Raw genomic sequence first — 26,729 nt, 5'->3', positions numbered from 1 at the left:
GACCCTGAGAGCTCACCCATACATGGCCAACTCGGCTCCGGCGCTGCGCGAGGAGCTGTGTGCCGCTGTCGGAGTCAGTGACCCGGAGGAGCTGTTCGCGCAGATCCCGCTTGATCATCGCGCCGCCAGACCGGTCGTGTTGCCGCCAGCGCTCGCTTCTGAGGTGGAACTCTCGCGTCATCTCCGCGACACCTTGGGCCGCAACGTCGACTGCGAAGCGGTGCTCAGCTTCCTAGGCGGCGGCTGCTGGCAGCATCACGTGCCCGCCGTTTGCGACGAGCTGGCGACAAGAACCGAGTTCCTGACCCCCGTGTGGGGCACCCCTGCCTCCGACCACGGCCGCAACCAGGCCTGGTTCGAGTTTTCAAGCCAGCTTGGCGAGCTGCTCGATCTGGATTTCGTGGGTCTGCCCGTGTACAGCTGGGGCTGCGCGGCGGGGCATGCGGTGCGGATGGCCGCCCGGATAACGGGCCGAGACCAAATTCTGATCTCCGAGTTCATGGACCATGAGCGGCTGGCTGTCATGCGCACCTACTGCGAGCCCCCGGGGATGCGAGGGCACATTGAACTCCGCTCCGTGCCCACGAATCCGGCCACCGGGACAATCGCGGTAGACGAGCTGGCCGCCGCGCTCTCCGATCGTACGGCGGCCGTCTATCTGGAAACCCCATCGGGACTCGGTGTTATCGAGCCTGACCCTGGCCAGATCGCTCGACTTGCTCACTCGCATGGCGCCGAACTGATCGCCGGTGTCGATCCCACATCACTCGGCCTGCTGGCACCACCGGGCCAGTACGGGGCGGACATCGCGGTTGGGCCGACCCAGCCTCTTGGCGTGCACATGAATTGCGGCGGAGGTGTGGGTGGCTTCATCGCCAGCCGCGACGAGGAACGCTACGCGCGGGCATACCCCACACTGCAGGTGAGCCTCTGCCCCACCAGCAAGCAGGGCGAACACGGCTTTGCGCTCACGCTGTTCCAGCAGTCCTCATACGGCTCGCGCGAGCTAGGTAACGACTGGACCGGAAACTCCGTCTACCTCTGGGCGGTCGTGAACGCCGCCTACATGGCGCTGCTTGGACCCGCGGGCTTTGCCGAGCTTGGCGAGCTGATCCTGGCACGCAGCAGATACGCCGCAACCAGGCTTGCAGAAGTGCCGGGCGTCAGCGTCCGCTGGCCGTGGTTCTTCAAGGAGTTCGTGCTGGACTTCAACGAGACTGGACGGACAGTTGCGGAGATCAACGTCGCTCTGCGTGAGCGCGGCATCTTCGGGGGCGGCGACCTGTCACTCAGCCACCCACAGCTCGGCCAAGCCGCACTGTACTGCGTGACCGAAGTTCACACACAACACGACATAGACCGGCTCGTAACGGCGCTGACAGAGGTGCTGGCATGAGTCTCCCGAAGCTACGTCAGTACCACGCCGCAGTGTGGGACGAGCCCATCGTGATGGAGATGGGGCGTGCCGGACGCCGAGGCATGGTCTTTCCCACCTCGGACGCCGAAGTGTCTGCCGCAGACGGGACGCTCGATACAGTGATCCCGGCTAGCGCTCGCAGACAGCATCCACCAAAGCTTCCCGAGCTCAGTGAGTTCGAAGTGCAGCGCCACTACCTACACCTCGCGCAGGAGACACTCGGGATGATGGGGATAAGCCTCTTTGGGACCTGCACGATGAAGTACAACCCTCGCGTTAGCGAGCTCGTAGCGGCTCGCCCGTGGCTTGCCGAGTTACATCCCAATCAAAGCGAAGAGACGCTGCAAGGCGTGCTCGAGATCGTGCATGGCATGAACCAGATCCTCTGCGAGCTGTCGGGCATGGCGCAGTTTGTGTTCCAGCCAGGCGGTGGCGCGGACGCCGCATACACGCACGCCTGCATCACGCGGGCCTATCACGAGCACCGGGGAGAGCTCGCGCAGCGCAACGAGATAATCACGACTATTCAGGCACACCCATGCAACGCGGCAACGGCGGCCGCCGCTGGCTTCAACGTGGTGACGCTGCCGCTGGAAGAGGCCGGCTACCCCTCTGTCGCCGCGCTCGAGGCAGCCCTGTCTGACCGCACCGCGGCGCTTATGGTCAACAACCCCGACGACATGGGCATCTACAACCCAAACATCAAACGCTGGGTCGAACTCGTCCACCAAGCTGGTGGGCTTGCTTTCTACGACCACGCGAACTTCAACGGGGTGATGAGCAGGCTGCGCGCCCGCGAGCTGGGATTCGACGCCTGCATGTTCATGCTTCATAAGACGTTCGGTGCGCCCAAGGGCGGCGGTGGCCCTGCAGTTGGTGCGTACGGCTGCTCGGAGGACCTGGTCGCGTTTCTGCCGAGACCCCTGGTCAGGCAGGTGGGTGGAAGGTACACCATCGAACACGAGGCGCCGCTCAGCGTCGGCCGCGTACGTGAGTTCTGGGGCAACATCCCACAGGTGGTCAAAGCCTATGCCTGGACTCGAGCGATGGGCTCGGACGGGCTTCGGCAGGCGGCCGATATCTCCGTGCTCGCCAACAACTACATGGAGCGCCGGCTGCTTGCGATCCCCGGGGTGAGCAAATCGTTCCCGGAGCTGAGCTCGCCGCGCCTGGAGATGACGCGATACAGCCTCGCCAAGGTAGCTGAAGACACCGGTGTGACCGTGCTCGACATTCAGAACCGAATGGTCGATTTTGGGGTGGACGCCTTCTGGCTAAGCCACGAACCGTGGATCGTGCCCGAGCCATTCACCCCAGAGGCCGGCGAGCTGTGGTCCAAGGAGGACATCGACTACTGGATCGATGTGCTGGCGACCGTGATCGACGAGGCCTACAACGATCCTGACACGGTTCGCAGTGCGCCCCACTGCCAGGCAATCCACAAGGTAGACGGGGCTGGGGCTGACGACCCGCAGCGGTGGGCCACAACGTGGCGAGCCTACCAGTACAAGCACAGCATTCAGGTGACTTCGTGAGCGCACCCATAGCGATAGTCGGGGCTGGAAGCATCGGCACAAGCTGGGCAATCGTATTTGCGCGGGGCGGTCATCCGGTCTCGGTCTATGACCCGGACCCGGGACGGTTGACAGCCGCGACTACCGAGATACGCGGGCGGCTGCAGGCACTCAGCGAGGCAGGGTTGCTCAGCGAACCGGCCTCAACAATCGCCGCACGCGTGAAGATGCAGGAAGAGCTCGCCGAGTCGCTGGCGGGGGCCGTGCACATCCAGGAGTGCGCGCCGGAGCGTCTCGAACTCAAGCGCGAGCTGCTGGCGACGATCGACACCATCGCAGAACCTGACGCGGTTATCGGCAGCTCATCGTCTGCACTCACGATCTCAGAGACGGCGAATCACCTTCGCGACCGCGAGCGTTGCCTGGTAGCGCATCCGGCCAATCCGCCACACCTGCTGCCCGTGGTTGAACTGGTGCCAGCGCCGTTCACCTCAGCGCAGGTGACAGAGCGCACCTCCGCGCTGCTGACCGCCGTAGGAATGACTCCCGTGCTGATCAGGCAGGAGATCGATGGATTCGTCTACAACCGGTTGCAGGGCGCGGTCTTGCGGGAGGCCTACTGTCTAGTGCGCGACGGAGTGATCGGCGTTGACGACCTCGATAGGGTCGTGCGCGACGGGCTCGGCAGGCGCTGGGCGGTCATCGGCCCATTCGAGACCGCTGACCTCAATACGCGCGGAGGGATTGTTGAGCACGCTCGGCGCATGGGTCCGGCTTATCAGCGGATGGGGGCGCAGCGCGGGCAGAACGACCCCTGGGATGACGAGCTTGTGGCCAAGGTGGCGGCGCAACGGCGGGCGCTGCTGCCGCTCGAGGACTGGGATGAGCGAGTGGCGTGGCGCGACCGTCAGCTGATCGCACAGGAGCAGGCGCGACGCCGCGCGGCGCCGCGTTGAAGACGCGTGCGTCATTCGACACGGCGGTCAACCCGGCTAGAGGAATAAGATCGCGGTTCGTGAACAGTCAACCGCAACCCCAAGCGTTAACCCAGGAGACCGACTCAGTGGAGCAGCCAGAGCGCTCCAGGGACTTCAATCAGTCCCTGTCGCGTGGGCTAGAGATCATCGAAAGCTTCGGGGCCGATTGGCCGCGCCAGACCGTCAGCGAGGTCGCAAGCAAGACAGGCCTGACGCGCGCGACCGCACGCCGCTTCCTGCTCACACTCGTCGATCTCGGCTACATGACCACAGACGGCCGCACGTTCGAGCTATCGCCGCGCGTGCTGCGTCTTGGATACTCATTCCTCTCGGGACTCGGCTTCCCGAACGTCGCGCTTCCTCACCTCGAAGCACTCGTAGCCGAAGTGGACGAAGCAAGCGAGGCCTCCATCTTGGATGGGAATGACGTGGTCTACGTTGTGCGCGTCCCGGGAACACGACTTATGACGATTGCGGTTAACGTGGGCTCACGGATGCCAGCTCACGCGACGTCGATGGGACGCGTACTTCTGGCTGGTTTGAGCGACCGCGAGCTGGAGGCATACTTGGCCACCGCCAAGCTCACGCGCTACCTGCCACACACGGCCAGCGACATCCGGACCCTGCGCCAGCGGGTGTTGAAGGCGCGGGCTGACGGCTACGCGATCGTCGACCAAGAGCTCGAAGAAGGACTGATCGCCGTCGCCGTCCCGATCCATGACCGCACGCGACGGGTGGTCGCGGCCGTGAACCTGTCCACACACATAGGCAGACACGACGCCGACTCGGTACGGCGGGAGCTGCTGCCGCCACTGCAGCATCACGCCACTCTAATCGAGCGCGACCTCGCCCATCTCACCTAACGATTACCAGATCGATTGCCCACAACCGTCTGTGGTCGAAGTCCAACTGACGCCGCGTCGGCGGTCGCTCAATACCGGGCTTCGGTCAGCGCCACGTAGTTGTTGTCTGGCTCCACGAAATACGCGTAGCTCCAGGAGCGGCCGTCCGCGAGTCTGACCGTCTGAGGCTCGCAGAGAAGCTCTACCCTGCAACGCGTCAGAGCATCGGCTGCACGCTCGATATTGCGCACTCCGATCGCAAACTCAAAGCTACCTAGATGACCCCACTCTCCACGCATGTCCGGCGACGGAGGGATGTGCTGGCAGGGCTCCATACCGGCCCCGTGCGGATTGGTGAGCAGCATCATGTGCTGCCTCGGCGGAGTGCGCGGCGCGTACCACGCGTCCATGGGCTGGAAGAAGCCATCGCTTTCAAACAGCATCCCGGTGAAACCCAGCGCGCCATAGAACTCACGCGTGCGCTCGATGTCCGCCACCCCGAACGCAACGTGGTTGACGCCCTGCGGGCCGTCCTCCACCGGCCAACCGCTCTCCAAGTCGTGCCACTCGATCATCTCGATCTTCGTCCCATCCGGATCTGAGATGTAAGAAAGGCTGCACAGCGTGTCGTACGGCGGCAGCGGTGCTGCGTTCGGCTCCATCAGACCCCTGACGCCGTAGTCGGCAAGCATTCGCCGGTAGGTGCCAGCTTGATCCTTGACGTGCACACAGACCTCACACACCCCGGGCTCGCCCCAACCGATGCCATCGGGCAACGGCGGCGGAGGCTGGTCCAGCGTGGAGACGAGCTTGACGGCGCCCAACCCCAGAGCGGTAGGGCGTCCCGGCCTCAGCATCGCCACGCGCGCCCGGACGCCTGACCGGCCGGCTACCCGCTCAAGACCGGGTAGCTCAAGCTCCTCATCGAAGACACGCTCTGTGAAGCCCAACCGCGCATAAAAGGAAAGGGAGTGCTCCATGTCGGATACCCCAACCCCGATGTGGTCCACCCCCAAACACAACCCAGGGGTAAGCACGGAATCCATGACCGCCTCCCGTCCATAATCTCGCAAACCTCAAAGCTGGTTCGGCTCCAGCCTCACCAGTGCTGACAACAATACACGCGGCGACGCCGGAGCGCCCGCTCTACGTGCAGATGTGCGCTTGACGGGCGCCGACTCTGATGATTGACTCAAGGCGTGTTGATTGGCGCCAAGCTCCAAAACAGTGGCTCGCTGCCCATGGAGCGAGGCATCCCCGAGCTCGCCGCCGTTCTCGAGGCGGGCGGGGCAGATTCGATCTGGGTGTCTGATCACGTTGTGATGCCACGCGAGATCAAGTCGCGCTACCCGTTTGCGGCGGATGGACGCGCCACATGGCCGAGCGACACGCCGTACATCGAGGCAATGATCGCCCTGGCGCTGGCGGCTGCCGCGACCCGTCGCGTACGGCTCGGCACGGCCGTGCTGGTGCTGCCGCTACGCAATCCTGTGATGTTCGCCAAGCAGGCCGCTTCGCTCGATGCGACCAGTCATGGGCGGCTTGAGCTTGGATTGGGCGCCGGATGGCTGGAGGAGGAGTTCGACGCGCTCAATGTGCCGTTCCATCGGCGCGGCGTGCAGCTCAGCGAATGGATCGCAATCGCCCGCGAGTGTTGGACCGGATTTCCAGCTCGACGCAGCTCAGAGGACTACCTGCTTCCTGCAGACACGGTCTGCCTACCGAGTCCGCCTCACCGGATCCCGGTCCTCCTTGGCGGCCACTCCGACCTAGCGCTCCGGCGGGTCGGCACGCTGGCGGACGGCTGGCTGGGGCAACAGTCGGCATCAGAGCTCGACCCAGATTCGATAGTGAGCGCAAGGACCAGGTTCATGGACGCCGCGCGTCGGGCCGGACGCGAGGACGGCAGCATCCGCACCGTACTTCGGATAGTCGAGTCCGCTGGGCATGCCGAAGCGGTGGCAGACAACCTGGCGTCGCTTGCACAAGCTGGCGTGGACGAGGTGATCGTCGATCTGAGCTGGCAGAGCGATGACCAAGACGCGCAGCTGTCAGTACTCCGAGCAGCCGCGGCGGCGGCATGAGCCCGGGCCTCACGGTCTCACTTCATGGCGCCCGCGCACTGGTGACCGGCGGCGCCAACGGCATCGGTTCCGCGATCGTCAAGCTCTACGCTGAGGCGGGCGCCTGCGGCGTGACCGTGGATCTGCAAGCATCGGATTCACTCCCCGAAGGCTGGCATGCCAGCACCGCTGATGTGCGGGTCGAGAGCGAGATTGAACGCGCATGCCGTGATGCTGTCGCGACGCTGGGAGGCCCGTTGGACTTCGTCGTCACTGCTGCCGGGATCGTGCCGCGTTGGCACAGGATCGCGGAGCTTGACCTAGACGAGTGGGATAACGTCTTCGCCGTCAACGCCCGCGGAGTTGTGGCGACCCTCAAACATGCCGCCCCGCTCATGAGGGAAGGTGGCGCGATCATCGTGATCGGCTCTCTGAACTCTTGGCGCGGCGACGGAAACATAGCCGGCTACGTTGCCAGCAAGCACGCCGCTCTCGGGATCGTACGATCTGCCGCGATCGACCTAGGCTCGCGTGGTATCCGGGTCAACGCCATCGGCCCAGGGCCGGTAGCCACTGCGGCGCTCCAGGGTCGCATCCAGCAGCGAGCCAGCTCAGGAGGACCGCCACCCGGCGCGGCTCTTGCAGCAGCAGCGGCAGCCACCAGCCTCGGCCGCATCGCGACGGTCACGGACGTTGCCGGGGCAGCACTCTTCTTCGCCAGTGACCTCTCAGCCGGAATCACCGGCCAGCTGCTGGCGGTAGATGGCGGGCTGCCATGACCCACATGCTGGAAGACCGTGTAATCCTCCTTACCGGCGCATCTGGTGGAATCGGTCGCATCACCGCAGCGTTGCTGCTCGAGCGAGGCGCCTATGTGGTGGCTCACTACGGCAGCCACCGTGACGGTGCCGAAGAGGCATGCGCAGCCGCACCCGAACGCGCATTGCTGGTGCAGGCCGATCTTGCGCAGGCGCAAGCCACGCGCGCTCTCTGGCGAACGGCGCTAGCTTGGCGCGGGCAAGTTGATGCGCTGATACTGAACGCCGCCGTGGCCCTGAGCATCCCATTTGAAGCGCAAGACTCAGACTGGGATACGGGCTGGGAACGTACTTTCCAGATCAACGTCGCCTCACCGGGAAACCTGATCCGTGCCGCGCTTCCACACTTCTTGGGGCGCAAGCAGGGTGTTGTGATCGCGATCTCGAGCTGGGCTGCGCAACGCGGCTCCGCACTCCCGGCGCACACCGCCTATGCCGCGTCGAAGGCCGCGCTGCACAACATCACGCAGTCAGTCGCCCGCAACCACACCGCAGACGGCGTGCTCGCTTACATCGTCGCGCCAGGCATCGTGAAGACGCCGATGTCGGAGATCTCGGCTTCGTCTCGCGGCGGGGTCGACGCGGTGAATGCCATGCTCCCACTCGGCGAGATGGTGCCGCCGAGCGAGGTGGCCGAGCTGATTGCGCAGCTCGCGACCGGTCGTCTCCGCCACCTGGCGGGCGCCACACTCGACGTCAATGGCGCCGCAAACATTCGCTGAAACCGCGGTATTTGCGCACACAACCGCAGCGTGACCAAACCCTCTCGTGCGATTCCAACTTGACACCCCAGCCAGGGTCGTGCACTATGCGGACATGCAGCCGCTATACGAGCACGCCTCTTCCAGCTGAGGTGCGGGACAATGGCGCTCACACGACCAATTGCGGATACAACTCTGGTAGATCAAGCACTTAGCACGGCTCCCTCGCACGCACTGGGAGACCCCGTTGTTGTCGTTGAAGGCCTGCGCAAGTCGTTCGGAGCGCGCGAGGTGCTCTGCGGCATCGACCTCTGCGTTCGCGCGGGTGAGCATGTCGTCATCTTCGGGCCCTCTGGCTCGGGCAAATCCACACTGCTGCGCAGTATCAACCTGCTTGAAGAGCCCACTCATGGGTCGCTGAAGGTCTTTGATGTCGAGTATGGGCCCGACGGGGCATCAGGGGTGCGTCGTGGCAATCCGCTGGAGCTGCGCCGGACCGTCGGCATGGTCTTCCAGCAGTTCAATCTGTTTCCGCACCTGACGGCGCTTGAGAACGTGGCGCTGCCACAACGGGCCGTCCGGCGCACCAAGCGTGCGGAAGCCGAAGAACGCGCGGCACTCGCCCTGCGCAGGGTAGGACTGCTCCGGCACGCGGCGCACTACCCCAACGAGCTCTCAGGCGGTCAGCAACAGCGCGTCGCGATCGCTCGCGCTCTCAGCCTCGATCCGAAGATCATGCTGTTCGACGAACCGACATCGGCCCTTGATGCCGAACTGGTCGGCGAGGTGCTCGAGGTCATGCGCGAACTCGCCGAAGCCGGCATGACGATGGTGGTGGTGACCCATGAAATCGGTTTCGCGCGCGAGATCGGTGACCTAAACGTCTTCATGGACCAGGGCGTGATCGTGGAATCAGGCGACCGAACGCTCTTTGACAGCTGCACTAATCCTCGCTTACAGAAGTTTGTTTCGGCAGTACTGTGATTGCGTTCGCCTCATCACTGATCAACTGGAGCTACGCCTGGGCAAACCGAGGGGCATTGCTCCATGGCCTGCTGGTGGCTGTCGAGGTGTCTGCGCTGAGTTTGGTGCTGTCAGTTTCGGTTGGGCTGCTGCTCGCAGTCATGCGCATGTCACGACCGCCATTTACTTGGCTGGCTGCCATTTACATAAACATCTTCCGCGGGGTCCCAGTGATCGTAACCGCGCTGTGGGTGTACTTCGGTGTGTCTGAGGTGTCCGGCCTGAACTTCTCGGTGTTCGTGGCTGCAGTCATATCGCTAACGCTGCTCTACTCGGCATTCATCTCCGAGATCTTTCGATCGGCGCTCGAAGCCGTCCAGCGCGGCCAGCGTGAGGCCGGCCTCGCGCTGGGGATGACCAGGCCACGAATCTTCGTCTCGGTCATCTTGCCGCAGGCAACCAAGATTGCGCTGCCGAACATCGGCAGCATGCTGATCGGGATGGTAAAAGACACGTCCGTGATGTTCGTCATCGGCCTGACCGAGCTTGTGGCTACGGTGCAGAACCTTGCCAGCGTCAGCTATGAGTATTTCACGCTTTACACGGCGGCGGCGGTCATCTACATCGCTGTTGCTTTCACCGTCGACTTCGCCTTCCGCACGATCGAGAAGACGATGCAGACACCGCCGCGGGGAGGTATCGCACGCGCGGCGAAGGGCCGGCGACGGCGTCACGTTCAAGCGATCATGGATCGCTTCGACGCCAGCTGGCAACAGCAGGGTACGTCAGCACCGTGACGGCTATGGTGGCCGTCACGTCGAAAGGGAGGTTGGGGATGTTTAAGTTGGAGAGAAGGGCTATTACGGCACTGGCCAGTTCCGGCTTGGTGGCCCTCGGGGTATGCGCGTGTGGCAGTGCCGCCGCTAGCACCACTGGACACAAGGCGTCAGCCAGCTCGAAGCCCCCGGGTCTGATGCACTCCGGGACGCTCGTAGTGGGCATGGACCTGCAGTTCAAACCGGAGATGTATCTCAACCACGGAAAGCCAGCAGGCTACGACGTCGACCTTCTCCGCAAGCTTGCGGCCTACGCGCACGTCAAGCTGAAGATCGACAACCTCGGCTTCAACGGGCTGATCCCCGGCCTGCAGACTAAGAAGTTCGACATGGTCTCGGTCGGACTGTCGCCGACCCCGGCACGAGCAAAAGTTGTGAGCTTCACCAACGCCTACGTGCCATACGCGCAGATCGTTGGCATCCCCAAGAAGGATGCCAGCACGATCACCAAGATCTCACAGTTGAACACGCCCAAGGACACGATCACCGCTCTGCTCGGCTCGACCGACCAGTCTGAAGCAAAGGCAGCTTTCCCGAAGGCGAAGATCGAAGCGCTCGCAGACGAGAATTCAGACTTTTCGCTCGTAGCGACAGGACGCGCCAACGCGATCGTCGTTGAGGACTACCTGCTTGCCCAGTACAGCAAGGCAAATCCCGGCCAGCTCGTCCAGGCCAAGATCAAGCCGCTTGACGTTCAATACGGCTCCTACGCCGTGCAGCACGGCAACACGGCGCTGGTCAGGTACCTGAACAAGTTCCTCTGCACGGAAGACAAAAATGGGACCTTGGCAAAGCTCTACAAGAAGGACTTCGGCGTGAAGTCGTTCCCGGGCGTGCCTGCCTGCAAGTGATGAGCGCTCCGCACTCGACGACAGACGTGCTCGTCGTCGGTGGCGGGCCCGCAGGGATGGCGGCGGCCGCACAAGCGGCCGCCGCCGGCTTGTCCGTCACCCTAGTCGACGAGCGAGCCACCCTCGGCGGTCAGATCTACAAGCGCATGGGCCCCGGCTTCGAGGTGGCAGACACTCGGGCTATCGGCCGCGACTATGCCGTAGGCGAACGGCTCATCTCACAGATGGGTCAGCCGAACATCGACGTGCGGCTCCTCACCAGCGTGCTCGACCTCGACGGCACCAGCGCCATCGTGTGCGAACGAGAGCAGAGCACCACCGTCATCCAAGCCCAGCGCATAATCGTCGCACCCGGGGCTTACGACAGACCTGTCGCTTTCCCTGGCTGGACTCTCCCGGGCGTGCTGACAGCCGGTGGCGCGCAGACGCTGATAAAGACGCAACGCGTTCTACCTGGTAAGCGGATCGCATTTGCCGGAAGCGGGCCGGTCGCACTGGCCTTCCCGGCCCAACTTCACCATTACGGCGCCAACATCACGCTTGTGTGCGACGCTGGGCCACCACCACGCCCGGCAGACATGGCCGCCATGCTCATCGCGGCACCCGGCAACCTCGCACTGCTGCGTGACGCCGTCGGCTACAGAGCCCAGCTGCTCCGCGCGCAAATTCCGGTGCGCTACCGGCGAATCGTTGTCGCCGCCCAAGGCGTGGGCCGCATCGAGCTCGTGGTCCACGCCGCTGTCGACGATAACTGGCGCGTGATCCCCGGATCCGAGCGGAGCGAGCGCTGTGACGCACTATGCCTTGGCTACGGGTTTCTGCCGTCGGTAGAACTTCTGCGCCTTGCCGGCTGCGCGTTTGAGGACGACGAGGATCGGGGCGGTGCGGTGGTACTCGTCGATGATTGGATGCGCACGAGCGTTGACAGCCTCTACGCCGCGGGAGACGGAACCGGCGTGGAGGGCTCACTGGTGGCAATCGACGAAGGGTCGCTGGCAGGTCTCGGAGCAGCGCGCGACCTAGGCGCGATCGGCTCGCATGAGGCAGAGCGGCAGTCAGAGCCAATGCGGCGCAGGCTGCGTCGTCGTCGCCTCTTCCGCCGCGCCCTGCGGCGCATGCACAGAGTCGGCCCCGGGATATACGAACTTGCGGACGAGACGACTGTGATCTGCCGTTGCGAAGAGATCACCCGGGCTGCACTCGAGCCAGCTCTCGGGGCCTCCGCTGACCCAGCTGCCATAAAGGCTCTAACCCGAGCTGGCATGGGCCTGTGCCAGGGGCGCAATTGTCAGCGAACGATTGCGGGACTCGTTGCGCAACGCCACCACTGTGCACTAGGTCAAGTCCGATCGCCTACCGCGCGCCTGCCGGCGCGTCCAGTGCCGATCAGCGCAGTCACAGACGAATCGATCGAAGACTATGGCTTCTTCACAGCGCCCGCAACGCCACGCAATTGAATCGCCGGCCGGCGCCGTGTGGCTCTCGCTCAGCGACACTAGCTCATCGCTCCCGTCCGACACCGACGTGCTCGTCATCGGCGGTGGTGTAATTGGATGCGCACTCGCGTACTACCTCGCGCGCGAAGGCGTCACGGTAACCCTGCTGGAGCGCAGCGAGCTAAATCGTGAAGCGTCTGGTACCAACGCAGGAAGCTTTCACTTGCAAATCGCGATCCATCAACTGACAGGTCTTGAGGTGGACAGCCTCGCCCATCGGTTGCTACCTGAGATCCGTCTTTACGTTCAGGGTTCAAGGCTGTGGCAAAACCTAGAGAGAGAGCTCAACGGATCGCTAGAGATGCACGTGACCGGCGGGCTCATGGTTGCCGAGACCGACAAAGAACTAAGCCTGCTGCATTCAAAACAGCGAATCGAGCACGATGCCGGCTTGGAAACGCACGTTCTCGAAGGGGAAGAACTGAGAGCCTTCGCGCCGTTCCTGACCCCAAATCTCAAGGGCGCAACCTACTGTCCAACCGAAGGCCACGCCAACCCGCTTCTGGCTGCACCACTCTACGCTCTGCGTGCAGCACAAGCGGGAGCCGCTATTCGTACGGGAGCAGAGGTACGCACGATCGATCTCGAGCAACAAGACGGCTTTGTCGTGCGCACCAGCCGCGGCTCCGTAAAAGCCCGCCGAATAGTCAATGCCGCCGGCGCGTGGACCAACGACATCGCAGCGATGCTTGGGCTGCGTCATCCGGTACGCCGCGAGGGACTGCATGTCAACGTCACCGAGCCGCGCGAGCGAATACTGACACCGCTGGTACAGCACATAGGGCGGAGGCTCACGCTCAAACAGTCCGCCAACGATACGTTCATCATTGGCGGCGGCTGGCCCGCGCGCGCAGTCGGAGACGACGGTCGCTATCGAACCGTGTGGGCGAGTGCCGCCGGTAACGTCACCATCGCTGCTCGCATAGTGCCGGCGCTCGCGAACGTGCGTCTGCTCCGGACCTGGTCCGGACCACTCGCCTTCACGGATGACCTAGAGCCGCTCGTCGGTCCATCACGACAGCTGCCAGGCTATTTCACCTGCATGGCGACGACCGGGTTCACGCTGGGGCCGCTGATGGCACAGCTATTAGCAGAGACCCTGGCCCACCCGACCGGCAAGTCAGCGGTGCCGGACAACTTTGCACCCGACCGCGCCGCAGCCGCGATGGCCGCAGCACGCAGTTGAACGACACAGGGAGGCAAACGAATGGATCGTACTGACATCTCATGGCAGGGGTACTGGGCCGCATGTCCGACACCGTACGGCGAGCACGGCGAACTCAGACTGGACCTCCTGGAGTCGTTGCTAGAGCACTACCTAGCCCATGGTCTGCACGGAGTGCTGATCAACGGAACCACCGGAGAATGGTTCTCCCAGACATCGGCGGAACGACGCGCTGTCGCTGAAACTGCAATCGGTTGCGTAGGCGGACGCGTACCCGTTGTGATCGGCTGCAGCGACTATACGGCCAAGGCCGTGATTGAGCTAGCCGACCACGCAATGCGTGCTGGCGCTTCGGGCATCGCGGCCAGCGCGCCCGCATACAGCAGACCATTGGACGAGGAGATCGTCGCCTTCTACGAGGACATTTGTACTGCCCTGCCGGACGCTCCGATGATGCTCTACAACTGGCCGAGCGGCACACACGTCGATTTCAGTCCAGAACTCTGTGCACGCTTGGTCGACATCGACTCGGTAGTGGCGCTGAAGAACAGCACAGGTGACTTCGACCGATTTGTCGAGACCACGCGAATGGTTGTCCAGCGTGCTCGCGTCTTCGGTCCATTCATGTCCCGCGCGGGATACCGGGCATTAACCCGTGTCGGAGGCGACGGGTTCATCGGCGGCGGGGCGATCCTCGACGATGCCGACCCACGCTTCTGGCAGGCACACTGGGAAGGCGATCAGGCCTATTGCTTGCAACACGCTGAGCGCACTGATCGAATCTTCGAGAAACTGTGGCTACCAGGCGGCTGGCGGGGTCGCTTCGGTCACTACCAGAGCCAACTCAAGGCGATCATGACCATGATCGGACAGCCAGGGGGGACCGTTAGGCCGCCACGCCTGCCAATCAAAAGACCAGAGCTGCTTCAGCAGATCCGGGCCATCTTGGTCGAGGAAGGCATCCTCGAGCCGGACCGCGGCGACGGAAGCGAGACGACGAATTGACTAGAGCGCCGCTGCCGACGGGCGTTCGTCGAGGTCAGCCGGTGGCAATCACCGTGGATGGCGAGCCGGTAGAGGCGTATCTGGGCGAGACGGTCGCTGCGGTACTGATCGCCCGCGGCGACGCCGAGCTGCGCCGTACACGGCACGGAGCCAGCCGGGGCCTCTATTGTGGGATGGGGCTGTGCTTTGAGTGCTTGGTCATGGTGAACGGCGTGGCAAATGTTCGCGCCTGTATGACCTGGGCAAACGACGGCATGGAGGTCCGGCACATGGCTGGACTAGTTCCAGCTGAAGCCGGTAAGGAGAGCGATTGATCATGTTAGCCTTGAGCGATGTAGCGCTGAGCGATGGCCTCGTCCGCGAGCAGCTCTACATAAACGGCGAGTGGACAGATGGCCTAGCAGAACCGGTAGTGGTCCGTGACCCGGCGACAGGCGACCGCCTCGCGACGGTTGCAAGCGCGTCTGCTGAGCAGGTGGAAGAGGCGGTCACGGCTGCGCATGTCGCGTTTGGCGAGTGGTCGAGGCTTCTCGCCCGCGAACGCTCCGCGATCCTTCGCCGATGGTATGAGCTGATAGTCGAGCACGCTGATGGCCTTGCACGGATTGTGACGGCAGAGCAAGGCAAGCCGCTCGCCGAAGCGCGCGGCGAGGTGCTTTACGGAGCCGGCTTCGTCGAGTGGTTCGCAGAGGAAGCTAAGCGTGCCTATGGTGATGTCGTTCCCACCAACCAACAGGGGCGCCGGACGGTGGTGATCAAGCAGCCGATCGGCGTTTGCGCTGCGATCACGCCCTGGAACTTCCCTTCAGCCATGATCCTGCGCAAGGCTGGGCCTGCGCTGGCGGCTGGCTGCACGATGGTGCTCAAGCCAGCGAGCGAGACACCTCTGTCAGCACTAGCGCTCGCGGAGCTGGCTGAGCGAGCCGGCATTCCCCCCGGCGTGTTCAACGTGACTCACGGACCCGCGCAAGAGGTCGGCGCTGTGCTGACCTCGCATCCACAGGTACGGGCGTTAACCTTCACCGGATCCACGGCTGTCGGGAAACTTCTCGCCGCTCAATGTGCCGGTACAGTCAAGCGCACGCTGCTTGAACTCGGCGGCAACGCACCACTTATCGTGTTCGATGATGCGGACATTGATCTCGCTGTCGCGGGTGCGATCGCGTCCAAGTTTCGCAATGCCGGCCAGACGTGCGTGTGCGCTAACCGACTCATAGTGCAGGCAGGAATCCATGATGAGTTCGTAAAGCGACTGAAGCAGGCCACGGCGGCGATGACAGTTGGTTCCGGACTCGAACCGGATGTCGCGCAAGGTCCGCTCATCACACAGGCTGCCGTTGAGAAGGTGGAGCGCCACGTCGGTGATGCGCTCGACCATGGGGCGACAATTCAGCTCGGCGGGAAACGCCACGAGTTAGGTGGCACGTTCTACGAGCCGACGATCATCACGGGCGCGACGAGCGAGATGCTGGTCGCTAAAGAGGAGACCTTCGGCCCGGTAGCAGCTGTCTTTCGGTTCAGCTCTGAGGCCGAAGCCATCGCCCTCGCCAACGACACTGAGTCAGGACTCTCGGCCTACTTCTTTACGCGCGACTTGGGACGGGCCTGGCGGCTCGGTGAGGCCCTTGAGTATGGCGTCGTCGGGATCAACACCGGCTTGATCTCGTCTGAGGCGGCACCCTTCGGGGGCGTGAAGCAGTCGGGCCTTGGCCGCGAGGGCTCGCGGCACGGCCTCGACGACTACCTTGAACTCAAGTATCTCTGCTTCGAAGGGCTCGCCTGAGTCGGTAGCCGACGTTCACGCGGTGACCTTGGCGACCACACTGCCGCAAGGATCAGAGGCCGGCGCAGAAGTTCTTCGGCGAGCGTGTCCCGAAATGTGTCCCGAACTCGGCAATTATGACCTGAGAGAACTGCACAGAACTTGATGGGACCAACGAGAAAGTGGGCATTTGCAGGGCAAATAGGGCACTTGTAATGGGGCGGTTGTCGGTTCGAGTCCGACAGCGGGCTTGGTAAAGGGCTGATGTGGTTGACGGTTTATGCCGATCCGGTGGGCGCCTGTGACTCGAGTGAAGCCCTGGGGCACCTACCGCCACCGCTCGCTATCCGTCAACTGCGTGGGAGCGTTCTCGTGCTTGCGGTCGTCCAAAGTGCTAGCACGGGTTCGGGGCCTGTGGCGCGCCATGAGATTTGGCGCGGTCGGTCCCCATGTAGCGCGTCGCCGGGACCCAGTTCGAACAGCTCATCGTCGACGGTTATCTGCAGGGAGCCTTGGTGTAGGTAGACGAAGACATCTCCGTTGCCGAGCGTGACCGGTGCTTCGCCTGTCTGTCCGGCGTCCGCGGATTGGCAGGCGATCTCTAGCTGTGAGTTATCCGGCACCAGTAGCCGGGTCCCTGGATCGTCGGTGATGCTTCCGCGCGAGACGTGGGTGCTGCTTGATGTGCGCAGGGTTTCGGCAAGCGATATGTCGAGGGCGTGGGCGAGACGTGCGAGTACGGGGAGCGAGGGAACACTGGCGCCGGTCTCGATCGTCGAGAGGTATCCCGGTGACATGTCGACGGTGCGGGCTATCTCGGTGAGAGTCTTACCAAGCTCGGAACGTCGTTCTCGCAGGCGGCGGCCAAGAACGGTGCCGAGCTTGGCTTCGTCGAGTAGAGGGTCGGTGCTCAAACTACGCCTGGGGTCAGGAGCCACAGTGCTTCTACGGGCTCTTCGGAGGTTACGTGCGCGGAGTGGCTTGGGTGTGAGGAGTAATGGATCCAGTCCCCGGGTCCGAGTTCGTAGGTCTCGCCTTCGATGGTCAGCTCGAGTGTGCCTGAGAGGATCAGGCTGAACTCCTCACCAAGGTGGCGAAATGGTCGTTCGCTGCCTCCGTTGGCGGGGAGGTGGCGGGCGTAGAGTGCGGAGAAGGCGCGGTCTGCGACCTGGCCTGCCAGTACGGCGTAGACCTCGCCTGAGCCTTGCTCCAGGCGGAATTCGTGGCGGTCGGCGGCCCGGATCAGTCGTGTGCCGTGGCGGTGTTCCTCGGGGAAGAAGTCTGCGACCTCTACGCCGAGGTCGGCTGCGATGACCTGCAGGGCTGTTAGCGATGGCACGGCGGTGCCTGTCTCGATCTGGGATAGGTAGCCGGTCGAGAAGCCGCAGTGACCGGCCAGTTCCTGAAGCGTGAGCCCGTGCTCGCGGCGCAGTTGCTGCAGCCTTTGGCCGATGTGCTGGAGGTCGGTTTCCATTGAAGTTGCGCTTTTCAAAATTCGGGCTCGGCTCTTGACAGTTCGCTCAGGCCTCAATAACTTTGCCATAGCAAAACGCAAACGAGGAGCTGGGGAGCTGTGCGAGGCGTTTATTTTGGGGTTCTGTGGTGGTGAGCACGGCGCCGGCTGCCCTTCAAGCAGGAGAGCGTATAAGACGTCTTCGGGAGGCGGTCGTTGAGGCTGGCCTGGATGCGTTTGTTGCCACAAGCGACGAGTCGATCGCGTATCTCAGCGGCTTTCGGCCGCTGCAGCTTGAGCGGCTTTTTGCGGTCACGGTCCACGCGGGTTCGTCGGCTGCGATTCTGGTTCCGGCGCTTGATCGCGGCCAGGTGCGCGACGCGCCCGACGTGCTCACCCGAGTCTCTTATGAAGCGAGCTCGGACGGTGTGGCTGAGCTGGTCGCAGCGCTCGCTGGTGCGCGACGGGTCGGTGTGGAGGGCGAGCACCTGAATTTTGCGCGTAGCGAGGCGTTGCGCGCGGCTGGGTTTGAGCTGGTCAGCGCCGGGCAGCTCATGGATGCGCTGCGTTGGTGTAAGGAGGCGGGTGAGATCGAAAAGGTAAGGGCGGCGTGCGAGCTTGTCGAGCGTGGCGTGAGACTGGTGTTTGAGACGCTCAGCCCCGGCGTGACCGAGCGTGAGGCCAACGGTCGTGTCGAGAGCTGGCTGCGCGAGCAGGGGGCTAGGGCAGCGCATCCACTGATCCTGTTCGGGGAGCGGGCTGCCAACCCGCACAGTGAGCCCGGAGATCGTGAGCTGCGCGTTGGTGACGTCGTGTGCGCTGATCTATCGGCCTGTCTTGACGGTTACTGGGGGGATCTGACGCGGTGTGCCACGGTTGGGCCCGCGTCGGATTGGGCGAGGGACGCCTGGATCGTCGTGCGGGAGGCTCAGGCGGCCGCGATCGCGGCCTGTCGCCCTGGGATCAGCGCCCGTGAGGTGGATGCTGCCGCACGCCAGCCGGTTGAAGCGCGTCCCGATCTTGGGCAGTGCCTTCACGGCGCCGGGCACGCGATCGGTTTGGCGATCCACGAGCCCCCGTTCCTGGTTCCGCGCACGCAGACCCCGCTTGTCGCAGGCATGATCTTCACCATCGAACCGGGGATCTACCTGCCCGGTGTCGGAGGCCTGCGGCTCGAGGACGATGTCCTCGTCGGCCCGGATGGTCCGGAGCTGCTGTCAACGCCACACCCCGAACTGCTCGAGCTGAGCGCATGATCAGAAGCGTTCTACACCTGCGTCCGCGCGCGGGGCGCAGCACCGACATCGTCGACTTCTACCGTCGCTACCACGTGCTTGAGCGCGCCTCGAGGCAGGAGGGCTTCATCAGCTCGGAGCTGCAGCTACCGATTCACGGTGAAGGGGACGTGCTCGTGACGGCCCTGTGGCGTGACGCTGACGCCTACAAGGGCTGGCTTGAGAACCCGGACCGCGCGCTGCACACTGACGAACTCGCAGAACTTGTCGAGGACTTCCACGCCGGTGTCTCCGGCGAGACCTACGAGATCGTGCTCGATGAGCGGGGTGAGCGATGAGTCGCTTTCGCGTCGCGATGGACATCGGGGGCACCTTTACAGACGTCGTCGCTTACGACGAGGAGGTCGGCGGCTACGTGGCGGGCAAGTCCTCAACCACTCCGGGGGATCTCACGGCCGGTGTGCTTGCCGCGCTGGCTACCGTCGACGCGCAGCCGGAGCGCTGCAGCTTCGCTGTGCATGGCACGACGCAGGGGCTGAATGCGTTTCTGCAGCGCAAAGGCGAACGCGTGTTGTTACTGGCAACCGCAGGCGCGCGCGATGTCTACCACATCGCACGCGGCAACCGAACACGGCTATACGACATCCACTACCGCAAGCCTATCCCGCTCGTGCCACGTGAGGACATCGTCGCGATAGCGGGCCGTCTGAACTATGCAGGCGAAGAGCTTGCTCCGCTGGACCGTGAGGCGGTACGGCTTGCCGGCGTCCGCGCCCGCGCAGACGGGTTCGGCGCTATCGCTGTTGCCTTTCTGTTTGCGTACCTCAATCCAACGCATGAGCTTGAGGCGGAGGCGATCCTGCGCGAGGAGCTCGGCGAAGGCATGACGATATCTCTCTCGCATCGGATCGCTCGCGAATGGCGCGAGTACGAGCGCACCTCATCAGCTGTCCTTGACGCCTACACCTCGCCCGTTGTCCGCACCTATCTAGGGCGTCTGGAGAGCGAGCTGACCGAGCGCGGGCTCAACGTACCCTTGCACATCATGCAGTCAAGCGGCGGGATCATAACTGCGCGTTCGGCGCGGCAGATGGCCGTGCAGACGCTGCTCTCCGGTCCTGTCGGCGGAACGATGGGCGGAGTCGCGCTAGCGCGCCGGCTGACGCGCCCGAACCTGATCTGCGTAGACATGGGCGGGACCAGCTTTGACGTCTCACTCGTGATCGACGGCCGCCCGGACATCTCCAGCGAGGCTTACCTGGAAGGGCTGCCCCTGCTGATGAGCGTCGTCAACTTCCACACCATCGGTGCCGGCGGGGGCTCGCTGGCCTACGCGGAAGCTGGCGGCTTGCGGGTCGGACCCGAGAGCGCCGGGGCCGACCCGGGACCAGCGTGCTATGGACGTGGAGGAACCCAGCCGACAGTGACCGACGCCAACCTCGTTCTCGGCCGGACCGATCCGACCTGGTTTGCTGGCGGCCAGATGAGTCTCGATGTTGACGCCGCCCACCGAGCCGTTCAGGAGCTAGCCGGGAAGCTTCGTCTTGAGACTGTTGACCTCGCGGAGGGGATCTGCGATGTGATAAACGCCAAGATGGCTCAGGCGATCCGCACTCTGACCGTCGAGAAGGGCATCGAGCCACGGGACTTCGCGCTGGTCGCGTTCGGCGGCGCAGGACCGATGCACGCCGCCTTCCTAGCCAAGGAGCTTGAGGTTGAGGAGGTCATCGTGCCAAGGTTCCCTGGAGCTTTCTCAGCATGGGGGATGCTGGAGACAGAGATCCGCAAGGACTTTGCGCAGGCGTGGTTCTCGCCTCTGGCTGACGCCGATCATGGGAAGCTCGCTGACGCCGCCGGTGCGCTCGAACGCGATGCCGAGGCTTCGCTGCGTGAAGAGGGGATCGCCGCGGGACACGGGCGCGTTGAGCATGCGCTCGATGTTCGCTACGCAGGGCAGGAGTACACCATCACGATTGGACTGCTCTCCGCCAGCGAGCCGCTAGAGCCGGGTTTTGATGACGCACTGAGCGGTCGCTTCGACGAGGCGCACGAACGGCGCTTTGGTCACTCCAACCCCGGAGCGCCGGTCGAACTCGTCACGCTTCGTGTGACCGCCTTCGGTGACCTTGGACGCGCGCGCCCTCAGCCATTGGAAAGCCAGCGAGGCGATGGCTACGCGTACGAGGAGCGTCCGGTGGTGTTCGGTCGGTCCAATCGTGACGCCCGCATCGTCCGCCGCGACGCGCTCCTGGTGGGCGCCGTGGTTGACGGTCCGGCCGTGATCGTCGAGAACACCGCGACCACAGTGGTCCCACCGAAGTGGCAGCTGCGGGTGGACACCTACGGCGAGCTGATCATGCGTGCAACCGACAAGGAGGCGTGAATGGCGACCGGCACGCTGGATCCGATCACCACGGAGATTGTGCGCAGTGCGTTCACAGCCGCTGCTGATGAGATGAACGCAACACTGATCCGCTCGGCCTACACACCGATCATCTATGAAATGAAAGACTGCTCGGTGGCGCTGCTGGACGCCGAGCACAGAGTGCTCGGCCAGTCCGCCGGGTTGCCGATCTTCCTCGGAAACCTCGAGATCTGTACGCGCATCTGCGAAGAGATGTACGGCCGCGATGGCTGGGAGCCCGGTGACGTTTGGATCATGAACGACTCCTACATGACAGGCACACACCTCAACGACATGACGGCATTCGGACCGATCTTCGTAGATGGTGAGCTCACCGGATTCGCCGCCTGTCGCGCCCACTGGCTCGACGTCGGCGCGAAGGACCCGGGCGGACCGATGGACTCGACCGAGATCTACCAGGAGGGGATCAGACTCGGACCGTTGAAGGTGGTTGAGCGCGGGCGTCAGAGACGCGACGTCACCGACCTGCTCGCCCGCAACAGCCGTTTCGGCTATCCCGCGGCCGGCGACCTGGGGGCCCAAATCGCCTGTGTGCGGACAGGGCAACGGCGGCTTGAGGCGATCGTCGAGAAGTACGGGCGCGAAACGCTTGAGGCAGCCCGTGATGAGATCTTCGCCCAGACCGAGCGACTCGAGCGTACGCTGGTGGCGGCGATCCCGGATGGTGTCTACCACGCACAGGGCTGTATCGACGACGATGGGACCAGTGATGAGCCGGTCTGGGTGCGGGTGGTTGTGACGGTCGCTGGGGAGGAGATGACAATCGACGTCACGGGCAGCGACGATGCTCGCCGCGGGCCGATCAACTGTGGTGAGGCGCAGGCGATCTCCGCCTGCCGTGTGGCTTACAAGCTGCTGATCAACCCCGACAACCCGCCCGACGGTGGCGCGTTCCGGCCACTGTCGGTCAACGTGCGGCCCGGCTCTCTACTTGGGGCCGAGGAGCCCTATCCATGCCAGTGGTATTTCACGCCGCTTGGCTTGCTGATCGATCTGGTAGTCAAGGCACTAGCCGACGTGCTACCCGAGCAGGCTGCTGGTGCTAGCTACGGCGACTCGATGATCATCGGTCTGGCGGGCGTCGATCCCCGTAACGGACGGCCGTTCTTTGATCTCGAGCCGACCGTTGGCGGATGGGGTGCATGGCAGGGCAGCGATGGCGAGGATGGCCTGATCAACAACGTCAATGGTTCGCTCAAAGATCTGCCGATCGAGGTGTTGGAGACCAAGTTTCCGTTGCGGATGACCGAGTACAGCTTCCGGGCCGATTCCGGCGGCGCCGGACGCTGGCGCGGCGGCAACGGCGTGATCCGTGAATACACGATGGATTGCGATCAGGCCGAGCTCTTCCTCTGGTTTGAGCGTGCGAAGACACCGGCCTGGGGTCTGTTCGGTGGGGGCACGGCCACGCCCCCCGCGGTTGTGCTCAACCCCGGTCACGGAGATCAGCGCACGATGCTCAAGGCAAGCCGTGTGCCGCTGAGTCGCGGCGACGTGATCCGCACGATGACTGGCGGCGGAGGTGGCTACGGAAGCCCGACTGAACGTGACTCGGACGCCCTAAGCCGCGACATTCGTGCTGGTCATGTGACCGCGGATGTCGCTCGAACCATCTACGGGCTTAACGCGGAGGAACAACAGCAGTGATCATCACGAGGAGGACGCAATGAGTAGGAAGTTAGGGCCACGCGCAGCGTGGCCGGTCGTCGCAATCACAGCAACGCTCGGTGTCGCGGGCTTGGGCTTTGCGGTAGCAAGCAGCGCCAAGGACACGGCTCACGCCCACACAGCAAGCAAGAAGAGGCCAGCGGTGGCGTTCTTCGGCTTCGCCACCGACAACTCATTCGCGCAGGCAACCTGGAAGGGCGTGCAGAAAGAGGTCAAGGCCTATCACGGCACCGCCACCTTCCTGAATGGCAACTTCAGCGCAACCACTCAGGTTCAGCAGTTGCAGACCGAGATCTCATCCGGCAAGTACAACATCTTCGTCATACAGGCCAACGACGGCACCGCAGTGGTGCCCGAGATCAAGCAGGCGATCAAGAAAGGCATTGTGGTCGTCGCCGAATTCACGCAGGTCGGCAGCAACTACGCCGAGATCAAGCCGCAGGTGCCTGGCGAGATCTCCGTGGTCGAGAGTGCCGTCGCGAACGGCAGAGATCTCGGGAAGCTGGCCATCAACGCCTGCGGGAAGCGGCCCTCATGCAACGTCGTGTATCTGCAGGGTGATCCTACCTTGCCGCTTGACGTGGCGCGCACTAGGGCGGTGCTGGCTGAGCTCAAGACCGACAAGAAGGTGCACCTGCTGGGAGACCCGACCGGCGGGTACCTCGCGTCGACTGGTGAGACAGTGACCCAGGACGTGCTCGCCGCCCACCCGAACGTAAACGTGATCATTGGATCCTCGCAGGCGATCGAAGGCGCCACCACGGTACTTAAGGGTCGCGGCCTTTTGCGGAAGGTGAAACTGATCGGTAACGGTGGCTCAACGCAGGCCGTCAACTACGTCAAGTCTGGGGTCTGGTACGCCACGTACGGCATTCCCGAGGTCACCGATGGAGCCGTCGCCACCAAGTACGGAATCGAGAAGCTACAAGGAGGCAACCCCCCCAAGGCCACAAATTCCGCCAACCTCGGTCCGGCAGGCGGTCTCTGGACCAAGGCAGTCGTGGTGAAGACCCACCTCAAGGGCCAGTACAGCGACTGACCTAGTCGTAGGCGAGGACGCGTGCTTGAGCTCCAGAACATCGAAAAGGCATATGGGCCGGCGCGCGTCCTCGATGGCGTAACCCTGCTGGCACGCCCCGGTCAGATCCACGCGGTGCTTGGTGAGAACGGTGCGGGCAAGTCGACGCTCGTGAAGATCGCCGCCGGGCTCGTGCGTCCGGATGCGGGGCTGGTAGCGGTCAATGGCGACCCCCTGAAGGCCTTCACGCCGCGCGCGGCGAGAGAAGCAGGAGTCGAGATCGTCACCCAGGAGCTGACCTCAGTGCCTGCACGCACGGTGCTCGAGAACGTCTTTCTCGGGCACCGTGTGGTTGCTGTTGGTAGCGTCCAGCGCTCCAAGCATGCGCGTCAGCGCTTCGCAGAGGTATGCGAGGAGTGCGGTTTCTCACTCCCCGGCGATGCAATCGCGGCGGATCTGTCGATCGCTGACCGGCAGATCCTCGAGGTTCTGCGCTGTCTCATCCGCAGACCAAAGGTGCTGATCCTCGACGAGCCGACATCATCGCTTGATGAAGAGCGCGCACACAGGCTCCGGGTGCTGCTGCGCCGGCTCAGTGATGCCGGCACGACTGTTCTTTTCATCTCTCACTTTCTCAATGAGGTGCTCGAGACAGCCGACTGGGTGACGGTGTTGCGCGACGGCCGGCTGATCAGCTCAGGGCCGACAGAGGAAGAGACGGAGGCGAGCCTAATCAACAAGATGGTCGGACGGACGCTGAGCGTGCTGTACGCACCAAAAACGCTACCGCCCGCCGAGGCCGAGACCGTCCTCGAGGCAAACGACATCTGGTGGGGGTCAGCCGTTCGTGGAGTCAGCTTGCACGTGCGTCGCGGGGAAATTGTTGGCCTAGCCGGCCTGATCGGCGCCGGCCGGTCAGAGTTCGCGCGGTGCTTGGTCGGCGCCGCCAAGCCTGACCGGGGCACGGTCCGAATCGCCGGCGGCCCCCCAATACGCCCGCGCAATCCGCGCCGGGCGATCAGCGCAGGGCTGGTTATGGTGCCCGAAGATCGCAAGCAGCAGGGCCTCGTGCTCGGCCGCTCGGTTGCGGAAAACCTTGCTCTCTCCAAGCCGCAGACAAGTGGTCACCTAGGCTTCGCGCTCCCCCGACGGCTCGAGGATGCCGCTCGCGATTGGATACGCCGCGCCGACATTCGTCCGGCATCACCGGCTGCGGTGGTGGGCGAGCTCTCCGGCGGCAACCAGCAGAAGGTCCTGCTGTCCAAGTGGCTGGCCTGTGGTCCGAAAATCCTGATCGTCGACGAGCCTACGCGAGGTGTAGACGTTGGCGCAAAGGCGGCAATCCATGAGATGCTGGCGCAGGCAGCTGCGTCAGGAGTTGGCGTGCTGCTCATCTCCTCAGAGCTTGAGGAGTTACTGGGCCTAGCACACCGTATTGTGGTATTCCGCAAGGGTGAGGTCGTTGATGAGGTTGAAGGCGAGGCCAGCGAAAGGGAACGAATCATGACGGCTGCCTTCGGTGCGGCGGGGATGGGTGCGGATGAGTGATGTCACGGCGCCCGAGCAGCCGCAAGAGGTGACGCCCACACGCGGCCCGCGTATCCGTGCGACCCGCGACCTCGGGATCGTCGTGTTTCTCGTCGGCATCTTCGCGGCGTTAGCGATAGCCGCCCCGTCCTTCCGGACCAGCGGAAACCTCAGCAACATTGTCAACCAGATGAGCATGCAGGGGATCGCAGCCTGCGGAGCCACCCTAACGATCGTCTCCGGAGGCTTTGACCTGTCGCAGGGTTCCGTCTACGCGTTCTGCGCGATCCTCTCCGTGATGCTTGTCCACACGTTCGGCGTGCTCGGCGCGTTCGTTATAGCCGTGCTCGCCGGACTTGGTCTGGGTGCGATCAACGGCGCGATCATCGCCCTTGGCAGGGTCAACAGCTTCATCGCCACCCTGGCGACGAGCTACGTGTTTCTCGGCTTCGCCACCGTCATCACACAGGGCAACGTGGCGACAACCTCCAATCAAAACTTCATGGTCATGAACAACACCTACGGCCTCACCGTCGCCTCATGGGTCTTCATTGCCATCGCCGTGCTACTCGGCATTCTGCTCGCCTACACGCGTTTCGGGCGCGGCCTCTATGCGATCGGTGGAAACCCGGAGGCGGCCCGGCTGTCGGGCATAAACATCTCCTTCTACAGAATCGCAGTCTTCTCGATCAGCGGAGCGTGCGCAGGAGCGGCCGGCATCATCGCCGCGTCGCAGGCTGGCTCGGCCGACTCGAGCATCGGCTCCACACTCGCACTGCTGGCGATTGCCTCAAGCGTTGTGGGCGGAGTGAGCATCCTCGGTGGCCAAGGTGCTGTCTGGCGCGCCGTAGTCGGAGCGCTGATCCTCGAGCTGATCAACAACGGCTTCGTGCTGCTCAATCTCAACCCGGTGTACGAGGACGTCGTCTTCGGACTCCTCGTCCTGCTCGCAGTCGGTATGGACCAGCTCCTGCGACGACGCCGCACATGACC

The 26,729-nt window shown here is 63.7% G+C and carries 25 protein-coding genes; 22 read left to right on the top strand and 3 right to left on the bottom strand.

From position 1 onward, the window contains the following. Window positions 1-22: 22 nt before the first annotated feature. Genes gcvPA through M3M54_RS07770 form a run of 4 tightly spaced genes read left to right on the top strand, consistent with a single transcriptional unit; the run spans window position 23 to window position 4,771 of the window. On the top strand, window positions 23-1,396 hold the full coding sequence (gcvPA, locus tag M3M54_RS07785) for an aminomethyl-transferring glycine dehydrogenase subunit GcvPA (protein WP_371878654.1): 1,374 nt from the start codon (window positions 23-25) through the stop codon (window positions 1,394-1,396). After that, window positions 1,393-2,952: an aminomethyl-transferring glycine dehydrogenase subunit GcvPB gene (gene gcvPB / locus M3M54_RS07780; RefSeq protein ID WP_249021599.1), complete on the top strand. Its 1,560-nt coding sequence runs from the start codon at window positions 1,393-1,395 to the stop codon at window positions 2,950-2,952. Before gcvPA ends, gcvPB begins: the two co-directional genes overlap by 4 nt. Beyond that, window positions 2,949-3,887, top strand: a complete 939-nt coding sequence (locus tag M3M54_RS07775; RefSeq protein WP_249021598.1) for a 3-hydroxyacyl-CoA dehydrogenase — start codon at window positions 2,949-2,951, stop codon at window positions 3,885-3,887. The genes gcvPB and M3M54_RS07775 overlap by 4 nt, the downstream gene beginning before the upstream one ends. A 59-nt stretch (window positions 3,888-3,946) precedes the next feature. Beyond that, the gene (locus M3M54_RS07770; RefSeq protein WP_249021597.1) at window positions 3,947-4,771 is read left to right on the top strand and encodes an IclR family transcriptional regulator C-terminal domain-containing protein; all 825 of its coding nucleotides are present in this window, start codon (window positions 3,947-3,949) and stop codon (window positions 4,769-4,771) included. A gap of 68 nt (window positions 4,772-4,839) precedes the next feature. Here the strand turns inward: M3M54_RS07770 and M3M54_RS07765 are convergent, their stop codons facing one another. Continuing rightward, window positions 4,840-5,796, bottom strand: a complete 957-nt coding sequence (locus M3M54_RS07765; RefSeq protein ID WP_249021596.1) for a VOC family protein — start codon at window positions 5,794-5,796, stop codon at window positions 4,840-4,842. A gap of 153 nt (window positions 5,797-5,949) precedes the next feature. Here M3M54_RS07765 and M3M54_RS07760 point away from each other — a divergent pair, with 153 nt between their 5' ends. From M3M54_RS07760 to M3M54_RS07705, 11 genes are all read left to right on the top strand, one after another. Next, window positions 5,950-6,834, top strand: a complete 885-nt coding sequence (locus M3M54_RS07760; RefSeq protein WP_249021595.1) for a TIGR03619 family F420-dependent LLM class oxidoreductase — start codon at window positions 5,950-5,952, stop codon at window positions 6,832-6,834. Beyond that, a complete protein-coding gene (locus tag M3M54_RS07755) occupies window positions 6,831-7,592 on the top strand; it encodes an SDR family NAD(P)-dependent oxidoreductase (protein ID WP_249021594.1) in 762 nt (253 codons plus the stop codon). Before M3M54_RS07760 ends, M3M54_RS07755 begins: the two co-directional genes overlap by 4 nt. Further along, the gene (locus M3M54_RS07750) at window positions 7,589-8,353 is read left to right on the top strand and encodes an SDR family NAD(P)-dependent oxidoreductase (RefSeq protein ID WP_249021593.1); all 765 of its coding nucleotides are present in this window, start codon (window positions 7,589-7,591) and stop codon (window positions 8,351-8,353) included. Before M3M54_RS07755 ends, M3M54_RS07750 begins: the two co-directional genes overlap by 4 nt. A gap of 141 nt (window positions 8,354-8,494) precedes the next feature. Next, window positions 8,495-9,316, top strand: a complete 822-nt coding sequence (locus M3M54_RS07745; protein WP_249021592.1) for an amino acid ABC transporter ATP-binding protein — start codon at window positions 8,495-8,497, stop codon at window positions 9,314-9,316. Further along, the gene (locus M3M54_RS07740; protein ID WP_249021591.1) at window positions 9,313-10,092 is read left to right on the top strand and encodes an amino acid ABC transporter permease; all 780 of its coding nucleotides are present in this window, start codon (window positions 9,313-9,315) and stop codon (window positions 10,090-10,092) included. The genes M3M54_RS07745 and M3M54_RS07740 overlap by 4 nt, the downstream gene beginning before the upstream one ends. A gap of 203 nt (window positions 10,093-10,295) precedes the next feature. After that, window positions 10,296-10,982 carry a transporter substrate-binding domain-containing protein gene (locus M3M54_RS07735; protein ID WP_249021590.1) on the top strand — a complete coding sequence of 229 codons (687 nt, stop codon included), beginning with the start codon at window positions 10,296-10,298 and terminating at the stop codon, window positions 10,980-10,982. Next, the gene (locus M3M54_RS16790) at window positions 10,982-12,439 is read left to right on the top strand and encodes an NAD(P)/FAD-dependent oxidoreductase (protein WP_305883101.1); all 1,458 of its coding nucleotides are present in this window, start codon (window positions 10,982-10,984) and stop codon (window positions 12,437-12,439) included. The genes M3M54_RS07735 and M3M54_RS16790 overlap by 1 nt, the downstream gene beginning before the upstream one ends. Next, window positions 12,402-13,664 carry an FAD-binding oxidoreductase gene (locus M3M54_RS07720; protein ID WP_249021589.1) on the top strand — a complete coding sequence of 421 codons (1,263 nt, stop codon included), beginning with the start codon at window positions 12,402-12,404 and terminating at the stop codon, window positions 13,662-13,664. Before M3M54_RS16790 ends, M3M54_RS07720 begins: the two co-directional genes overlap by 38 nt. Before the next feature lie 21 nt (window positions 13,665-13,685). Continuing rightward, a complete protein-coding gene (locus tag M3M54_RS07715; protein WP_249021588.1) occupies window positions 13,686-14,648 on the top strand; it encodes a dihydrodipicolinate synthase family protein in 963 nt (320 codons plus the stop codon). A gap of 41 nt (window positions 14,649-14,689) precedes the next feature. After that, window positions 14,690-14,962, top strand: a complete 273-nt coding sequence (locus tag M3M54_RS07710; RefSeq protein WP_249021587.1) for a (2Fe-2S)-binding protein — start codon at window positions 14,690-14,692, stop codon at window positions 14,960-14,962. A gap of 2 nt (window positions 14,963-14,964) precedes the next feature. After that, on the top strand, window positions 14,965-16,431 hold the full coding sequence (locus M3M54_RS07705; RefSeq protein ID WP_249021755.1) for an NAD-dependent succinate-semialdehyde dehydrogenase: 1,467 nt from the start codon (window positions 14,965-14,967) through the stop codon (window positions 16,429-16,431). Between the two features lie 329 nt (window positions 16,432-16,760). On the opposite strand, the gene M3M54_RS07700 is transcribed toward M3M54_RS07705, so the two are convergent. Further along, on the bottom strand, window positions 16,761-17,324 hold the full coding sequence (locus M3M54_RS07700) for a helix-turn-helix domain-containing protein (RefSeq protein ID WP_249021586.1): 564 nt from the start codon (window positions 17,322-17,324) through the stop codon (window positions 16,761-16,763). After that, entirely contained in the window at window positions 17,321-17,884 is a 564-nt protein-coding gene (locus M3M54_RS07695) for a helix-turn-helix domain-containing protein (protein ID WP_249021585.1), read from the bottom strand. The genes M3M54_RS07700 and M3M54_RS07695 overlap by 4 nt, the downstream gene beginning before the upstream one ends. Before the next feature lie 131 nt (window positions 17,885-18,015). On the opposite strand from M3M54_RS07695, the gene M3M54_RS07690 reads away from it, so the two are divergent. The 7 genes from M3M54_RS07690 (at window position 18,016) to M3M54_RS07660 (ending at window position 26,727) form a co-directional block, all read left to right on the top strand. Then, entirely contained in the window at window positions 18,016-19,119 is a 1,104-nt protein-coding gene (locus tag M3M54_RS07690; protein ID WP_249021584.1) for a Xaa-Pro peptidase family protein, read from the top strand. Further along, window positions 19,116-19,436 (top strand): antibiotic biosynthesis monooxygenase, encoded by a 321-nt coding sequence (locus tag M3M54_RS07685; protein ID WP_249021583.1) that lies wholly within the window; start codon window positions 19,116-19,118, stop codon window positions 19,434-19,436. The genes M3M54_RS07690 and M3M54_RS07685 overlap by 4 nt, the downstream gene beginning before the upstream one ends. Beyond that, window positions 19,433-21,481, top strand: coding sequence for a hydantoinase/oxoprolinase family protein (locus tag M3M54_RS07680; RefSeq protein ID WP_249021582.1), 2,049 nt, complete (start codon window positions 19,433-19,435; stop codon window positions 21,479-21,481). Before M3M54_RS07685 ends, M3M54_RS07680 begins: the two co-directional genes overlap by 4 nt. Next, window positions 21,482-23,170 (top strand): hydantoinase B/oxoprolinase family protein, encoded by a 1,689-nt coding sequence (locus tag M3M54_RS07675; RefSeq protein WP_249021581.1) that lies wholly within the window; start codon window positions 21,482-21,484, stop codon window positions 23,168-23,170. A 163-nt stretch (window positions 23,171-23,333) separates the two neighbouring features. Further along, on the top strand, window positions 23,334-24,230 hold the full coding sequence (locus tag M3M54_RS07670; protein ID WP_249021580.1) for a sugar ABC transporter substrate-binding protein: 897 nt from the start codon (window positions 23,334-23,336) through the stop codon (window positions 24,228-24,230). Window positions 24,231-24,251: 21 nt separating this feature from the next. After that, window positions 24,252-25,757, top strand: a complete 1,506-nt coding sequence (locus M3M54_RS07665) for a sugar ABC transporter ATP-binding protein (RefSeq protein ID WP_256465825.1) — start codon at window positions 24,252-24,254, stop codon at window positions 25,755-25,757. Then, complete coding sequence (locus tag M3M54_RS07660) at window positions 25,750-26,727, top strand: ABC transporter permease (protein WP_249021579.1); 978 nt, start codon at window positions 25,750-25,752, stop codon at window positions 26,725-26,727. Before M3M54_RS07665 ends, M3M54_RS07660 begins: the two co-directional genes overlap by 8 nt. Window positions 26,728-26,729 lie beyond the last annotated feature (2 nt).

The organism is Conexibacter sp. S30A1, from assembly GCF_023330665.1.
In the GTDB taxonomy this organism is placed as follows: Bacteria; Actinomycetota; Thermoleophilia; order Solirubrobacterales; family Solirubrobacteraceae; genus Palsa-465.
Note: the sequence above shows the minus strand (reverse complement) of the source record. Positions and strands in the feature narration are given on the sequence as shown.

Excerpts from the sequence above, each read along its gene's own strand:
- gcvPA (WP_371878654.1), top strand. The coding sequence starts at position 23 with ATGGCCAACTCGGCTCCGGCGCTGCGCGAGGAGCTGTGTGCCGCTGTC.
- gcvPB (WP_249021599.1), top strand. The coding sequence starts at position 1,393 with ATGAGTCTCCCGAAGCTACGTCAGTACCACGCCGCAGTGTGGGACGAG.
- M3M54_RS07765 (WP_249021596.1), bottom strand. The coding sequence starts at position 5,796 with ATGGATTCCGTGCTTACCCCTGGGTTGTGTTTGGGGGTGGACCACATC.
- M3M54_RS07755 (WP_249021594.1), top strand. The coding sequence starts at position 6,831 with ATGAGCCCGGGCCTCACGGTCTCACTTCATGGCGCCCGCGCACTGGTG.
- M3M54_RS07750 (WP_249021593.1), top strand. The coding sequence starts at position 7,589 with ATGACCCACATGCTGGAAGACCGTGTAATCCTCCTTACCGGCGCATCT.
- M3M54_RS07745 (WP_249021592.1), top strand. The coding sequence starts at position 8,495 with ATGGCGCTCACACGACCAATTGCGGATACAACTCTGGTAGATCAAGCA.
- M3M54_RS07735 (WP_249021590.1), top strand. The coding sequence starts at position 10,296 with ATGGACCTGCAGTTCAAACCGGAGATGTATCTCAACCACGGAAAGCCA.
- M3M54_RS16790 (WP_305883101.1), top strand. The coding sequence starts at position 10,982 with ATGAGCGCTCCGCACTCGACGACAGACGTGCTCGTCGTCGGTGGCGGG.
- M3M54_RS07720 (WP_249021589.1), top strand. The coding sequence starts at position 12,402 with ATGGCTTCTTCACAGCGCCCGCAACGCCACGCAATTGAATCGCCGGCC.
- M3M54_RS07715 (WP_249021588.1), top strand. The coding sequence starts at position 13,686 with ATGGATCGTACTGACATCTCATGGCAGGGGTACTGGGCCGCATGTCCG.
- M3M54_RS07705 (WP_249021755.1), top strand. The coding sequence starts at position 14,965 with ATGTTAGCCTTGAGCGATGTAGCGCTGAGCGATGGCCTCGTCCGCGAG.
- M3M54_RS07695 (WP_249021585.1), bottom strand. The coding sequence starts at position 17,884 with ATGGAAACCGACCTCCAGCACATCGGCCAAAGGCTGCAGCAACTGCGC.
- M3M54_RS07685 (WP_249021583.1), top strand. The coding sequence starts at position 19,116 with ATGATCAGAAGCGTTCTACACCTGCGTCCGCGCGCGGGGCGCAGCACC.
- M3M54_RS07680 (WP_249021582.1), top strand. The coding sequence starts at position 19,433 with ATGAGTCGCTTTCGCGTCGCGATGGACATCGGGGGCACCTTTACAGAC.
- M3M54_RS07675 (WP_249021581.1), top strand. The coding sequence starts at position 21,482 with ATGGCGACCGGCACGCTGGATCCGATCACCACGGAGATTGTGCGCAGT.
- M3M54_RS07660 (WP_249021579.1), top strand. The coding sequence starts at position 25,750 with ATGAGTGATGTCACGGCGCCCGAGCAGCCGCAAGAGGTGACGCCCACA.